Raw genomic sequence first — 14,165 nt, 5'->3', positions numbered from 1 at the left:
TCAGAGATGTGTATAAGAGACAGCACACACTTCTCATGAACGGAAATACGCCGTACGCAGGGCTACCGGGCGAGACTGGTGCTGGGCAGCGTGCAGCGGCGGACGTTCCTGACCTCTCGAGCGCGCAAAAGCGGCTGCTCCACCGCGACGTCTCGCGGATCGCGGCCCGCACGCGCGAGTTCCTCCCGAACGAATACGTCGTCGACGCCGACGTCTCGAACGGCATGACCGGACCGGAGGTCACCGTCGCCGTCCGACCGCCGGTCGGGCACGCCGTCTCCGCCGGCTTCACGCCCGATCTCGAGGAAGCGGTGGCCGCCGAGGAAGTCATTACCGCCGCCGAACGCGACGAAGTCGCCCGCGGGCTCGCGGCGAGTGCGGCCCTGCAGGTGAAACAGGCGATCAGTAACAACGTGCGGCCGACCGGGAAGTAGGCGACCGCTTCGCGCCATCGAACCCGTCGACCCGCTTTTCGACGTATCGGTTCGCGTCAGTAGAGCAACTGCTCGAGCTGGTGGCGCCGCCGCTCGAGGTCGAACGCCGGTTCGACCGACGGATCGTCGCTGAGGCGCTCGAGTAACAACAGCGGGTCCCCGCCGGCACTTTCGACTTCCCTGAGCAGCAGTTCGATAGCGGTTCGGTTCGTCGCCAGCGACGGGCAGAGACCGAGTGCCAGCGCGAACGGCACCGCACGCTCGGGCCGAGTCGGGAACGCGTCGCTGACGCGTTCGAAATCGGGGGTAGCGGGTGCTTCCTCGTCGGTTCCGGCTCCGTCGCGGTCCGCTTGCGGAGCCGGCTCGAGGGACAGACAGCGGGTACAGAACGAGATGACGGCTGCCGGCGCGTCCGTGCGGTACTCCGCCGGCACGGAACACAGGATCGTCGGGGCACCGCACTCGGAACAGGTCATCGGGAGTGACTGTGCAGGTGGCTGGCTGGTCGTTCGACGATGGGACGGTCCGCCTTACTGGTTGGCCGCGGGCGACTGCGCGGCGGTCTCCGGCTGTGCGTCCTCGAGTGCCGCCTCCTCCTCGGCTGCCCGCTCGGCCTCTCGTTCCGCCTTCTCCTCGGCTTCCTTCTTTTCCTTGATCTTCTTCAGGCGGAACGTCTCCTCGCGTTCCTGTTCCTCGAGTTTCTGCTCGATGTACTCCTGGTTCTCGTAGAGTTCGGGCAGGAGCTTGAACTCGAGGGCGTTGACGCGGCGCTTCGTGGTCTCGATCTCCCGGAGCATCTTCTTCATCGCCGTCTCGACCTCGGCGGCGAGGATGATGCTCTCCAGGAGGTCCTCGTAGGCCTCGGCGGCCTCGTCGATGCGGGCGGAGGTGCCCATGATCCCGTAGCCGCGCTGCTCGAGGCTCTTGGAGACCCGCGAGGATTCGATCTGCGGGACGACGACGCCCATGATGTTCTTGGACTCGGTGGTGATCTCGGGGTGTTCCTGCAGCGCCGATGCGGCACCGCGGACGGCGACGTCACCCTCCATCGCGCGGGCCATGTTGATCTTCTTCTGGGCGTCCTCGTAGTCCTGCGCGAGGTCACCGCGGACGTCCTGGGCCTTGTCCAGAATGTCCATGAACTCCATGATCAGCCCGTCGCGTTTCTTCTCGAGCGTGCCGTGACCCCGCTCGGAGAGCTCGATGCGATCCTCGATCGCCATCAAGTTCTTGCGGGTGGGCTTGACGTCGTTGGCCATCTTGTGGGGGGATAGCGGGCCCAGTCGGATAACTGTTTACAGTTTCCGCGCATCGCTCGCGCTCGAGACGTGGGAAATCGACGGCAGCGGGTCGCTCTCGAGGAGGCTACTCAACCGAGGAACAGGTCGACCATATCGCCCGACGACTGACCCTTGTAGAGTTCCGAGTAGCCGCAGTTCGTACAGCTCACGACGTGGAAACGCCTGTTTTGGATGTCGAACATCTTGGAGAGACCGCTCCCCGTCGTCGAGATTTCGTCGATCTCCGTCTCCGTGTGACCGCACTTCGGACAGCCGTGCTCGTCGTCTCTCATAGTCCCCCATCTCCTGTCAGCTCATAAAATCTTTGTGACTGGCATCTCGAGTAGTCACCACACTATGTCCGTCGTTCTCGGACTCGTCGTCCTCGCGCTCCTGGCTGTGCCGTTCGTCCTCTGGCTGGCGATCAGTCAGGAAACGTCGGCCCCGACCGTGGTCGATCGAGCGGAAGCGGAGCGGATCGCAAAGGAGCGCGGCGGCCGCGAACCGACCCGCGCCGCCGACGATGACACGGCCGCGGAATGGGGCGCTCACCGCGAGCCCGACGCGCGAGACGGCCGGCCAGCAGGGGTCGACCGCGACGACCGCGATGAGTGGGGCGATCGACGCACGTAGCGTACAGTGGCCGGTGCTATCGTCGGTCGTCAATCCGTCTCGAGAACGTGGACCCGCTGTTCGTCGATCGAGAGCGGGACCGAGTCGCCGACCCGGTAGCCGTCGATCCCGTCGGCGTGGAGCGTCACCGTCGTGTCGTCGGGGAGCGTCGCCGTGAGCCGGGTTCGGTCCCCGAGGTACGTCACGTCCGCCACGTCGGCCTCGAGCGGCCCCGAACCGAGTTCGAAGGCGGCGGGCCGGGCCGCGATCCGGACCGAACCGTTCGTCTCGGCCGCCACGGGCAGTTCGGTAAAGCCCAGATCGACGCGGCCGTTCTCGGCGACGCCCTCGAGCAGGGTCGAACTCCCGACGAAGTTCGCGACGAAGGGGTTGGCAGGCCGGCGGTAGATCTCCGCGGGCGGGCCCACCTGCTCGAGCGTGCCGTCAGCCAGGACCGCGATCCGATCGCACATCGCCATCGCCTCCTCCTGGTCGTGGGTGACGTAGAGGGCGGTCACCTCGAGGTCGGCCAGCAGGCCGCCGATCTCGTCGCGCAGCCGGGTCTTGAGTTCGGCGTCTAACCCCGTCATCGGCTCGTCGAGCAGGAGGACGTGAGGTTCGATCGCGAGCGCTCGCGCGAGGCCGACCCGCTGTTGCTGGCCGCCGGACAGCGTCGTCGGCCGCCGGTCGGCCAACTCGGCGATGTCGAGCATGGCGAGCAGTTCGTCGGCCCGCTTCCGGCGCTCGGCCTTCGGGACTCCGTGCATCTTCGGCCCGAACGCGACGTTTTCGCGGACGGTCATGGTGTCGAACAGGGCGTAGGACTGAAAGACCAACCCGACGTTCCGCTCTTCGGGTGGGACGTGTGTCACGTCGACCCCGTCGAACAGCACCCGGCCCTGCGTCGGCGTCTCGAAGCCGGCGATGGTCCGCAACGTCGTCGTCTTTCCACAGCCCGAGGGGCCAACGACCCCGAGGATCTCGCCGTCCCGGATCGTCAGATCGATCCCGTCGACGGCCACCTCGTCGCCGTAGGCCTTCGTCAGTGACTCGAGGGTGACGTCGCTCACGGGCGCTCACCCCCCTCGAGTGCGAGCCGGTCGATCGGTGTGCGAGCGATTCGACGCCGTCTCTCCGTCGGAGCGTGTCTCATTGGTGTGCGGTCGAGAACCCTCGTTTGCCGAGCAGTTGCAGGACAACGATCGCGGCCACGACGATCAGGAAGTAGACGGACACCGCCGCCGCCGACTGCAGGTACGAGGCATTGGTCGCGATGTTGCGATAGAGAAACATCGCGAACGGATCGGGGCTACCGCTGGCGACCTTGTGCGTGAAGTTGAACTCCGCGGCCGCGAGCGTCCAGGTGATGATCGCGCCGGCGACGATTCCGCGTCTTGCCTGGGGGACGATAACGGTGAGGACGGCTCGGGGCCACGAGGCCCCAAGCGATCGGGCGCTCTCCTCGAGGCGGACCAGATCCATCGACTGGAACGAACTCTGCACGGTCAACACCATGTAGGGCGATTTGAGCAGACAGTAGCCGGCGAGCAGTCCTAGTGACGATCGCCCGTGTTCGGGGTAGGTCTGGATGAAGGCGATCCCGAGGATCAGTCCCGGTACGAGCGGCAATATCGCGAACGTGTTGATCCAGTTCCGAGCGTAGAAGTCGTATCGCGCGAGCGCGTACGCGATCGGAACGCCGACCAAGACGTTCAGGATCATCCCGCCGGTCGCGATCAGGAGGCTGTAGGTCAGCCCAGGGATCGCGTTCTGTCGGACGCCGTACTCGCCGAACCCGAGGACCTGCCGCCAGTGATCGAGCGTGACGAATCCCGTGGGCAGGACGCCGCTGCCGCTCTCCGCGAACGAGGAGACGAACGCGACGAGTACCGGCACCGTCAGGAATGCGGTCACGATGGCGACGATGCCGGTGACGATCGGACGACCGAACAGCGTCGAGAGGGCCCTGCCGGCCCACGACCAGCGGCGGTTCCGGGCTGCCGTTACCGAGCCACCGTCGGAACCAGTCGTCGACGCGGCGACGGCCACGGTGTCCACGTTCTCGACCGCGGTCGAGCCGTCGTCCGCTCGCGGTGACGTGTCCCCGGTCATCTCAGACCTCCACCGCGTCGTCGTCGACGAACCGCAGCCCGACGAACGTGAACGCGACGATGAAGACCACGTAGACGAGTCCGATCGCGGCCGCCACGTCCGGGGCGTACGAGCCGACGCTGATCTCGTTGTGTATTTGCAGCGTGACCACCTGATGACTCTGAAGGATGAGTACCGTCCCGAAGATCGCGAGGCCGGAGCGGAAGGTGAGGATCGCGGCGGCGGCGATGCCCGGCCTGATCTCGGGGAGCGTCACGTGATAGAACGTCTCCCAGCGGCTGGCACCGAGCGCGCGGGCCGCCTCCTCGGCCTGTGTGTTGACCGCCGCGTAGGTCCCCCGAAGCACCATCGTCGCCCGCGGCAACAGCGAGTAGACGTAGCCCAGAAAGAGGCCGGTGATCGCCGTCGCGCTCGCGAGATCGAGTGCGCTCGCACCGGTCACGGTCGCGATCGCGTTGGTGACCACTCCCTGGTTGCCGAGCAAGACCGTGATGAGGTAGGCGACGACGATCCCCGGCAGCGCGATCGGGAACGACACCGCCGCGACGACGACCCGCTCCGCCGGCAAGTCGTACTTCTCGAGGGCGTGTGCGACGGCGACCCCGAGCGCGACGCTGACTGCCGTCGCCAGCCCGACGAACCACAGCGTGTTCCAGGCGACCCGCCGGTACGCCGGGGTCGTCGCGAGCGTCTCCCAGGCCCCGAACGACCAGCCCACCATCCAGATCGTGTCCTCCGCGAAGCTGATCCGGACGAGCATCGCCAGCGGGACGAACCCCGCTACGATCGCCAGCGCGAAGAAGGGGAGACAGAGGACCGCGATCCGCCGGCGCTCGCGCTCGCGTTCGGTCGTCGGACGGGCAGTCGTCGACGCGAGCGTCGCGATTCGACGGACCGACGCCGTCGCCGATTTCCGGACCGACATCCGCGATCACTGGGCTCCCTGCAGCGGGGTTCGGTCGACGAGTTCCTCCTGGATGTCGGTCTGCTTCTCGACGAGGGTCTCCTGGTCGACGGTAAAGCCCGCCGCCTCGTAGGACGACTGGTCGGGGAACTCGTCGGGCTGGTCGAGTTCGTCCGCCCGGATCGGGCGGACGTAGGCGTCGAAAAACAGCTCCTGACAGTCCTCGGTCAGGACGTAGTCCATGAACAACTTCGCCGCCTCGGGGTTGGGCGCGTTCCGCAGGAGGGCGTAGCCGTAGGGGACGCTCATCGCGCCCGGTTCACCGTCGGGCCCCTCGAGGATCGTGACCTCGATCTGGTCCTCGTCGAACTCGTCGTTGTTGTACTTGAGGTTCAGCCCGGTGTAGTCGTACTCGACGACGGTCGAGATCTCGCCGCTGGTCATCGGCCCCTCGACGTTGCGCCGGAAGTCCGCCCCATGGTCGGCGATTTCCTCGTGGTACTCGATGACCGGATCGAGGTCGTCCAGATCGCCGCCGTAGGCCCGATTGACCGACAGCGCGGACGCCTGTCCGTTGGCGGTATGCGGCGGTGTGAAGGCGAGATCCTTCGCGATGTCGGGGTGTTTCAGGTCCTCCCACGTCTCGGGCGCGTCGAGGCCCCGCTCCTCGTAGATGTCCGCCCGGTACGTCACCGCGGTCGTCATCTGTCGGGTCGCGGTCACGTGCCCGTTGTCGGTCTTCAGATCGTCGGGGACGACGTCCCAGTTGGCCGGCTTGTAGTCGGTCGTCAGTTCGTCGTTCATCGCCTCGAGGCCGAACGAGTAGCCGCCGTTGTACGCCGAATGGGTCGGGTTCCGTGCGTTTGCGCGCATGTCCTCGAGCGCCTCGCCGGACGATCCCTGCGCGTCGTACAGCGAGATCCCGTACTCGTCTTCGAACGCCTCCATGACGGCCCCCCAGTTTGACCACCCGGTCTGGACACAATAGATCTGCAACTCCGTGGGAAACGCGGCGGTGTCGACATCCGTTTCGTAGTCATCGTACCCAACAGTGTACGTCTGGCCGCCGCCCTCGCCGGTAAAATCGCTCAGACAGCCCGCCAGCGAGGTGATCCCGGCGGCGGCCCCACTCGAAAGCACTGCGCGTCGTGTCGTCCCTGTCGGCTCGGACATACCCGAGCATCCGCCAAAACGTACTAATCCGTTGCTATGTTAGGAATGCTGACCTATATAGATGGCCGTAGCGACACGAAGCAGTTGGGTTCGGTCCCTACCCTCCGCCGGCCGCGAGCGTCAGCCCTGTCCGACCATCCGCTCTTCGTCGTCGTACTCCTCCTGGCGAAGTTCGTATTTTTGGACCTTGCCAGTCGCGGTCGCCGGCAACTCGTCGACGTACTCGATTCGGCGGACAGCCTTGTAGCCCGCGAGTTGCTCGCGGATGAACGCCGTCAACTCGTCGGCCGACACCGGCGGATCGGCCGGATCGCCGTTCGACGGCACGACGAAGGTCTTCGGCGTCTCGCCCCACTCGTCGCTCGGTGCCGGGATCACCGCCGCGTCCGCGACCCCCTCGTGATCGAACAGCGTGTCCTCGAGTTCGATGCTCGAGATGTTCTCGCCACCGAAGATACCGATGATATCCTGTTTGCGGTCCCGTCTTGGTCACCCCGTAGACGTGTTTGAGGTACCAGCCGAACTCGTCCTCGACGGTCCGGATGGTCGCAGTGGTGGTTCCGTCGTATAAGTACCGAGCGGAGAAGCGGGGGGAACTTACGGAGCCGTCGCCCACCCGCACGATGTTCGCAGCGTTGAGCACCGAGTGGCTCCGGAGCACCACGAACCCGATCCGACCTTCGCGGAGAGTTCGAGCAGCACGAACGCCCGGTCTCCCAGTTTTGGGAAGAATACCGAGTCCTTCGGCCCCGACGAACCACATGACCGAGTACGCGACCCACGACACGAGCAGCATATCGTGTCCTGACTCATTGGGTCACGGTCACCGTTCCAATCGACCTAGTCTCACCTTCCTTTGAGGAACCGTCGACGGCGATTCTGCCCGCCAGTTCGTGCTCACCCGGTTCCTCGAAGGTGTAACTGAACTCGTACTCCGGGCCGCTGGCATGTTGACAGTCTACCCCACTGTCGACTCTCCCGTCGCGAGTTTCTACCGCTTCGCCGTCGACCAGGAGTGTGGCAGTGAATGCCGTCCCAGCACCGAACGTTGCAATGCTGAATATTACCGTGACGTCCTCGCCGACCGACACTGTCTTAGGCTCGAACTCGGGCCGCCAAACATTGACAGTTGGCGCATCCAGATAGTGAGACACGGTGAGTTGCTCCGACGCAAGGATATCGCTCTCCGGGCCACGAATCCGTACACGTTTGTCGCCGGGACTGGGAATCGTCCGTACTTGTCCTGGACCCTCGCCGAAACCGATCGACCACCGACCGTGATTGGTCTCGAAGGGAACTTCCTCGATGGTCTCGTCCTCGTCGACCATTTCGAGGATTAGTTCTTCGTTGCAGTCCCCTGCTTGTCCCTCTACACTCCCGGACCTGAGTGGACCGGCACCACACCCGTAGTCCACGGAGACGGACGCTCGGGTAATCTCGACAGCATCGCAAACTCGAGATTGTGACGAGTTCGAGAGACAGCCAGCAGAAAGCAGGAGAGCCGAGCCTGTAAATGTCGTGAGTAAATCACGTCTTTTCATCAAAAAACCAATCTCTGTAAGAATATATAAACCTTCTGTATAGACGGAGCAAGAGCGGCAACGTATCACGGCAAGCGAAGTAGATCGTGGTTTCACTCGACGCGACGATGGGAGCAGTGAGGTATTTTACCTGATTTTTGCGACCGAGGAAATCCAACGGCGTAAACCGAGGTCGCTTGCGCGTAGCACACTGTTGAGCTCAGAGCGTCGCTCGAATGGCGTGTTTGAGCGCATCTTTTCCGCTTTTCTGTATAGTTCCCGCCGTCGCTGAAACACTCCGAGAGACTGTGTGAGTTTGTCCTTCGAGATGCCTCGATGCGGCGAGACCCACCGTCGCGTCAGCGACGCGTGGCTCTCGCAGGTATTGACGTGAACCTCGTCGTCGGCGTCGTCACCGTCGCCATGGACAACGTATTCACGGTCGAATGCGTCGTCTTCCTTGGGCGGTTCGGACGCCCGAAAGCCGTCGGTCGAGACGATCAGCGACTCGTCCGTTGTTTTCGCCGGAAGCAGGCACCGCTTTCCAGTTCTGCGATCAGCGAGAATGAACACGGGGTAGTTTGTCACCGTTGTACGACACCAGTATCAACGATCTCCGATGGAAGATCGATCCCAGTAAACCTGGGCCGATCAGTCAGCCTGCACGGCTTCGGCAGTTTCCGACTCGTCTTCGCGGTAGTGCTCTTCGATGAGTTCCTCGTCGATCCGGTTGAGTTCCGTCTTCGGCAGATCCGAGAGCAGGTCCCAGCCGAGCTCGAGCGTGTCGTCGATCGAGCGGTTGGTGTCGTACCCCTGCTGGACGAACTCCGCCTCGAACCGGTCGGCGAAGTCGAGGAACTTGTTGTCCCGCTCGGAGAGCGCCTCGCGACCGACGATGTTCACGAGATCGCGCAGGTCCTCACCCTCCGCGTAGGCGGCGTACATCTGGTCGGAGACGTCGCCGTGGTCCTCGCGGGTCAGGCCCTCGCCGATCCCGTCGTCCATCAGCCGCGAGAGGCTGGGCAGGACGTTGACCGGCGGCTCGATCCCCTGACTGTTGAGGTCCCGATCCATCATGATCTGGCCCTCGGTGATGTAGCCGGTCAGGTCCGGAATCGGGTGCGTGTCGTCGTCGCCGGGCATCGTCAGGATCGGAATCTGCGTGACCGACCCTTCCTTGCCCTCGATACGACCGGCGCGCTCGTAGAGTTGCGCCAGGTCGGTGTACATGTAACCGGGGTAGCCACGGCGTCCCGGGACCTCCTCACGTGCGGCACCGATTTCGCGCAGCGCCTCACAGTAGTTGGTCATGTCCGTCAGGATGACCAGCACGTGGTAGTCCTTCTCGAAGGCCAGGTACTCGGCCGTGGTGAGCGCGAGTCGTGGCGTGACCTGTCGCTCGACCGCCGGGTCGTCCGCGAGGTTCATGAAGACGACCGAGCGCTCGAGTGCACCGGTGCGCTCGAAGTCGTCCATGAACTCGTTTGCCTCTTCGGCGGTGATCCCCATCGCGCCGAAGATGACGGCGAACTCCGACCCATCGTCGTCGCCTTCCTCTTCCTCCGGAACGGTCGCCTGCCGGGCGATCTGGAGTGCGAGTTCGTTGTGGGGCAGCCCCGAGCCGGAGAAGATCGGCAGCTTCTGGCCCCGGACCAGCGTGTTCATGCCGTCGATGGCGGAGACCCCGGTCTGGATGAACTCCTCGGGATACTCCCGGGAGTAGGGGTTGATCGCCTCGCCGACGATGTTGTGTCGTTCCTCGGGGACGATCTCCGGACCGCCGTCGATCGGGTTCCCGGACCCGTCGAGCACCCGCCCGAGCAGATCCTCGGTGACGGGCATTTTCATCGTCTCGCCCAGGAAGCGAACGGAGGCGTTGCGGTCGATCCCGCCCGTGCCTTCGAACACCTGAATCGAGACGATCCCTTCGCTCGATTCCAGGACCTGGCCGCGGAGCGTTCGCCCGTCCTCGGTCTCGATTTCGACGATCTCGTCGTAACCGACCGGCTCGTCGACCTCGGCGAACACCAGCGGACCGCTGATTTCCGTGATAGTCTGGTACTCTTTCATCGTTAGTACAGTGCTCGTAGTTGTTCTTTGAGGTCGTTCTCGATCTCGTCGATGAACTCGTCCCACTCTTCGGCCGTGCCCATCCGGTTGAGCTGTGGCGCAGCGTCGACGTCCGTGATCTCTTCGGGTGGCACACCGGCCTCGAGTGCGTCGAAGGCCTCGTCGTTGAACGTCTTGATCGCGCCGAGCATCCGGTAGGTCTTCTCGGGTTCGCAGTAGGTGTCGACGTCGTGGAGCGCGTTCTGCTGGAGCCAGGCCTCACGCAGGTACCGTGCGACCTCAAGCGTGAGCTGCTGGTCCTCCGGCAGCGCGTCCTTCCCGACGAGCTGAACGATCTCTTGGAGTTCGTCCTCTTCGTCTAACACGTCGACCGCCCACTGGCGGGTCTCCGCCCAATCGCCGGCGACGTTGCTCTCCCACCACGGGTCGAGCTGGTCCTTGTACAGCGAGTAGGACTCGTTCCAGTTGATCGAGGGGAAGTGCCGACGCTCCGCGAGGTCGGCGTCCAGCGCCCAGAACGTCTTGACGATACGCAGCGTGTTCTGGGTGACCGGCTCGGAGAAGTCACCGCCCGGCGGCGAGACCGCCCCGACGACCGAAATCGAGCCTTCGCCGCCGTTGATCAGTTGGAACTTGCCGGCGCGCTCGTAGAACTCCGAGAGCGCGGCCGCCAGATACGCGGGGTAGCCCTCTTCGCCGGGCATCTCCTCGAGTCGACTCGAGATCTCCCGCATGGCCTCGGCCCACCGCGAGGTGGAGTCGGCCATCAGCGCGACGTCGTACCCCATGTCGCGGTAGTACTCTGCGATCGTGATGCCCGTGTAAATACAGGACTCGCGGGCCGCGACGGGCATGTTCGACGTGTTGGCGATGAGGCAGGTCCGGGCCATCAGCGGGTTCCCGGTCTGCGGGTCCGGCAGTTCCGGGAAGTCCTCGATGACCTCGGTCATCTCGTTGCCACGCTCGCCACAGCCGATGTAGACGACGATGTCCGCGTCGGACCACTTGGCGAGTTGCTGCTGGGTGACGGTCTTCCCGGAGCCAAAGGGTCCGGGAATCGCCGCCGTCCCGCCCTTCGCGAGCGGGAACAGGCCGTCCTGGACGCGCTGGCCCGTCACCAGCGGCTCGGTCGGCGTCTCCTTGTCACCGGCGGGACGGGCCTCGCGGACCGGCCACTCCTGGTGCATCTGGATCTCCTCGCCGCTCGAGAGTTCGGCGACCGTCTCCTCGACGGTAAACTCGCCGCTCTCGATCGACGTGACTTCACCGCCCTCGTAGTCCGGCGGCACCATGACCTTGTGGTCGATGGTGACGGTCTCTTCGACGACACCGACGGCGTCGCCGGGTTCGACCGCGTCGCCTTCCTCGACGGTCGGTTCGAACTCCCACTGTTTCTCGAGGTCGATACCGGGGGCGTCGACCCCGCGGTCGAGGAACGCCGTCCCCATCTTGTCCTCGAGGACGTCGAGCGGGCGCTGGACGCCGTCGTAGATGGAGTCCATCATGCCCGGCCCGAGGTCGACACTCAGAGGCTCGCCCGTGTTCTGGACGGGTTCGCCCGGGCCGACGCCGGAGGTTTCCTCGTAGACCTGAATCGTGGTCAGGTTCCCTTCGATCTCGATGACCTCGCCCATCAGTCCTTCGTCGCCGACGTAGACGACGTCGTTCATCCGGGCGTCGAGGTCCGTGGCGGTCACGACGGGACCACTCACGCTTTCGATTACACCGTCTTCGTCGACGGATTCGATGTCTTCTGCCTGGCTCATAGTTTAGCTCTCTTCGTCCTCGTCCATCAGGTCGATACCGATCGCGCGTTTGATCTGGTCGCGCAGTCCGCCGCCACCGGTGCCGCTCCCGATCGTGACGACGACCGGCTCGACGCTCGTTTCGACCTCCTGGCGGACCGACCGCGACAGGTACTCGAGGTCGTCGTCGTGCATGACGACGATGCCGACGCCCTCGTCCTCGAGGGCCGCCGTCGCCGCCGCATCCAGCCGCTCGTCTTTCTCGTCGTCCGGGACGTTCTCGAACCGTCGCACTCCCGCGAGGCGGAAGCCAGTGGTGAACTCCGGACTGCCGACGACTGCGATTTCCTGGCTCATAGGATCACCAGCTCTTCTTCGATCTCGTTTTCGTCGAGTCCGACCTCGCGACCCCGCGCGATCGCGCGGATGTTCTCGACCTCGCGCTCTTTGGCGAGGACGAACGACAGAACGGGCGAGATCGAGGTCGGGTACACGCTCGAGAGCGTGTCGGCGTACTCGAGCAACGCAGCGTCTAGTGCGTGCTCGAACTGGATAAGGCTGTCAGCATCGCGCAGCCGATCCAGTGCTTCCGAGAGGCGGTCGCCGTAGCGTTTGTTCTCGGCGATGTGGTCGACGAGCGCGTCGTAATCGCCGACCAAGCGGTTCAGGTCCGACTCGTCGAACAACACGCCGCCGTCGATGTAGTAGGCGGCGGGGTCGAGATCGGCCCCGCTCCGTGCGAGGCGCAACGCGTTCCGTGCGTTCAGGAAGTCGATCTCGGCCTCGAGGAACTCGACGTACTTCGCTTCCGGCCCCTCCCGGGGTCGGCCGAGGTCCTCGAGCAGGTTCTCGTAGAACGCGCGATCGAGCGCGTTCTCGAGGGGCACGAGCGCGCCGCTCTCTTCGAACTCCTCGTAGGCGTCTTCGAGTTGCTCGGCGAAGATCGTCCCGTCGAGAATCTCGATGACGTCCTCGATCGAATCGACTTCGACCAGCCGGTCGATCGTCCCGTCGTCGAGTTCGCCGGCCCGAATGAGATCCGTACTGATCTCCTCGGGGTCGGAATCCGTATAGATTCCGCGGACGATCGTCTTCAGGTTCCAGACGTCGAACTTCCGGAGGTACCGAACGATGCGGTCGTAGAGTTGCCCTTCGGACCACTCGAGGAGGTCGTCGAAGTGCTTCGCGAGGTTGCGGTTCAGTGCGTACTCGATCAGGTCGACGCCGGAAAACCGCGTTCCGAGCGCGTTGATCTCCTGTTCGTACTCCGTTTCCTCCATGAACCGCGCGATCTCGCTCGGCCCCATCCGGATCAGCTTGCGGTAGTCCTCGTCGGACAACATCGCCGCTCGACGCGAGCGAACGCGAGCGTTCACGTACTCCGGATTCGAGGCTCCCGTACTCATTGCTCGAAGAGTCGGTTACTGATCTCCTGAAGGTTGTCTTCCCAGACGTCCTCGAGCACCGAATCGAAGGTGTTGTTGACGCGGACGCGAGAGGCCTCGCTCTCGACGACGACGCCGCCGAGACAGTCGTAGTCACCGGCGTATTCGTAGCCGTCGTAGTCGGCGAGGATCGATTCGAGCAACTCCGCGTCATCGGACCGGCCGTAGACAGCGACGTCGTTGCCCTCGTCGAACTCGACCGTCGCCGCCTCGAGCAGGTCGCGGGTAATCCCCTCGCGGATCTCGCCCTCGAGGGCGGCGAGTTCGTCCTCGACCGCCTCGCGGACTTCCGTCAGGACGTCGCGGCGTGCCTCCAGGCGCTGCTGTTTCGCCTCCAGTTTCGCACTGGAGAGTCGCTGTTCGCGCAACTGCTCGATCTCGCGGTCGACGTCGGCTTCGGCGTCGGCGACGATCTCGTCTGCATCCTCCTGGGCGGCCGACTCGATCTCTTCGGCGCGCGTTTCGCCCTCAGCGCGGATGTCCTCCGCACGCGCGTGAGCCTCTTCTCGAATGTCCTCAACGACTGTATCCAAACTCATTGTAAGAAAGTTCGATGGGACGCTTTAGACGAAGAGCGCGACCAGTGCGAAGATCACGAGCGTCTCGGGCAGGACCGTCAGCAGAATGCCGATACCCGGCGAGATGGAGTCCTCGGCGAGCGCGCCGACGACCGATGCACCGATCGCTCGCTCCGCATACCCCGCACCGATAGCCGCCAGACCGATGCCCAGCGCCGCTGCCGCACCCTGCTCGATCGCCGGACCGCCGTTCCCGGCCGGAGCGGCGGTCTCCTGCAGTGCAACCGCGTTCTCTGCGAGACTGTTCAGCACGAGCGCCATTTCGGGGAGAGTTTCGATTGTCATGTTTGAG

The 14,165-nt window shown here is 64.4% G+C and carries 16 protein-coding genes and 2 pseudogenes; 2 read left to right on the top strand and 16 right to left on the bottom strand.

Features of this window, described 5'->3' with window-relative positions:
• The first annotated feature begins 35 nt into the window (after positions 1-35).
• A complete protein-coding gene (locus C487_RS01310) occupies positions 36-434 on the top strand; it encodes a DUF5811 family protein (RefSeq protein WP_006183861.1) in 399 nt (132 codons plus the stop codon).
• 56 nt (positions 435-490) lie between these two features.
• Here the strand turns inward: C487_RS01310 and C487_RS01305 are convergent, their stop codons facing one another.
• The 3 genes from C487_RS01305 to C487_RS01295 form a co-directional block, all read right to left on the bottom strand.
• Complete coding sequence (locus C487_RS01305) at positions 491-910, bottom strand: DUF6276 family protein (protein WP_006183860.1); 420 nt, start codon at positions 908-910, stop codon at positions 491-493.
• A gap of 54 nt (positions 911-964) precedes the next feature.
• The gene (locus C487_RS01300; RefSeq protein WP_006183859.1) at positions 965-1,693 is read right to left on the bottom strand and encodes a V-type ATP synthase subunit D; all 729 of its coding nucleotides are present in this window, start codon (positions 1,691-1,693) and stop codon (positions 965-967) included.
• Between the two features lie 110 nt (positions 1,694-1,803).
• Entirely contained in the window at positions 1,804-2,007 is a 204-nt protein-coding gene (locus tag C487_RS01295; RefSeq protein WP_006183858.1) for a zinc ribbon domain-containing protein, read from the bottom strand.
• A gap of 64 nt (positions 2,008-2,071) precedes the next feature.
• On the opposite strand from C487_RS01295, the gene C487_RS01290 reads away from it, so the two are divergent.
• On the top strand, positions 2,072-2,347 hold the full coding sequence (locus C487_RS01290) for a hypothetical protein (protein ID WP_006183857.1): 276 nt from the start codon (positions 2,072-2,074) through the stop codon (positions 2,345-2,347).
• Between the two features lie 29 nt (positions 2,348-2,376).
• Here the strand turns inward: C487_RS01290 and C487_RS01285 are convergent, their stop codons facing one another.
• The 13 genes and pseudogenes from C487_RS01285 to C487_RS01225 form a co-directional block, all read right to left on the bottom strand.
• Positions 2,377-3,396: an ABC transporter ATP-binding protein gene (locus C487_RS01285; protein WP_006183856.1), complete on the bottom strand. Its 1,020-nt coding sequence runs from the start codon at positions 3,394-3,396 to the stop codon at positions 2,377-2,379.
• Positions 3,397-3,475: 79 nt separating this feature from the next.
• Positions 3,476-4,438: an ABC transporter permease gene (locus C487_RS01280; RefSeq protein ID WP_006183855.1), complete on the bottom strand. Its 963-nt coding sequence runs from the start codon at positions 4,436-4,438 to the stop codon at positions 3,476-3,478.
• A gap of 1 nt (position 4,439) precedes the next feature.
• On the bottom strand, positions 4,440-5,363 hold the full coding sequence (locus tag C487_RS01275) for an ABC transporter permease (protein WP_006183854.1): 924 nt from the start codon (positions 5,361-5,363) through the stop codon (positions 4,440-4,442).
• A 6-nt stretch (positions 5,364-5,369) separates the two neighbouring features.
• A complete protein-coding gene (locus tag C487_RS01270; protein WP_006183853.1) occupies positions 5,370-6,515 on the bottom strand; it encodes an extracellular solute-binding protein in 1,146 nt (381 codons plus the stop codon).
• 120 nt (positions 6,516-6,635) lie between these two features.
• Positions 6,636-6,998 (bottom strand): annotated as a pseudogene (locus C487_RS21385) (AMP-binding enzyme); the annotation flags it as partial.
• A 326-nt stretch (positions 6,999-7,324) separates the two neighbouring features.
• Positions 7,325-8,056, bottom strand: coding sequence for a cupredoxin domain-containing protein (locus C487_RS01260; protein ID WP_241431044.1), 732 nt, complete (start codon positions 8,054-8,056; stop codon positions 7,325-7,327).
• A 199-nt stretch (positions 8,057-8,255) separates the two neighbouring features.
• Positions 8,256-8,611 (bottom strand): annotated as a pseudogene (locus C487_RS01255) (IS1595 family transposase); the annotation flags it as partial.
• A gap of 75 nt (positions 8,612-8,686) precedes the next feature.
• Positions 8,687-10,105: an ATP synthase subunit B gene (locus C487_RS01250; protein WP_006183849.1), complete on the bottom strand. Its 1,419-nt coding sequence runs from the start codon at positions 10,103-10,105 to the stop codon at positions 8,687-8,689.
• A 2-nt stretch (positions 10,106-10,107) separates the two neighbouring features.
• Positions 10,108-11,871, bottom strand: a complete 1,764-nt coding sequence (locus C487_RS01245; protein ID WP_006183848.1) for an ATP synthase subunit A — start codon at positions 11,869-11,871, stop codon at positions 10,108-10,110.
• A gap of 3 nt (positions 11,872-11,874) precedes the next feature.
• On the bottom strand, positions 11,875-12,207 hold the full coding sequence (locus C487_RS01240; RefSeq protein ID WP_006183847.1) for a V-type ATP synthase subunit F: 333 nt from the start codon (positions 12,205-12,207) through the stop codon (positions 11,875-11,877).
• Positions 12,204-13,256 carry a V-type ATP synthase subunit C gene (locus C487_RS01235; protein ID WP_006183846.1) on the bottom strand — a complete coding sequence of 351 codons (1,053 nt, stop codon included), beginning with the start codon at positions 13,254-13,256 and terminating at the stop codon, positions 12,204-12,206. Before C487_RS01235 ends, C487_RS01240 begins: the two co-directional genes overlap by 4 nt.
• Positions 13,253-13,834, bottom strand: a complete 582-nt coding sequence (locus C487_RS01230; protein WP_006183845.1) for a V-type ATP synthase subunit E — start codon at positions 13,832-13,834, stop codon at positions 13,253-13,255. Before C487_RS01230 ends, C487_RS01235 begins: the two co-directional genes overlap by 4 nt.
• 24 nt (positions 13,835-13,858) lie before the next feature.
• Positions 13,859-14,134: a hypothetical protein gene (locus C487_RS01225; protein WP_006183844.1), complete on the bottom strand. Its 276-nt coding sequence runs from the start codon at positions 14,132-14,134 to the stop codon at positions 13,859-13,861.
• Positions 14,135-14,165 lie beyond the last annotated feature (31 nt).

It is taken from the genome of Natrinema pallidum DSM 3751 (assembly GCF_000337615.1).
Taxonomy (GTDB): Archaea; Halobacteriota; Halobacteria; order Halobacteriales; family Natrialbaceae; genus Natrinema; species Natrinema pallidum.
Note: the sequence above shows the minus strand (reverse complement) of the source record. Positions and strands in the feature narration are given on the sequence as shown.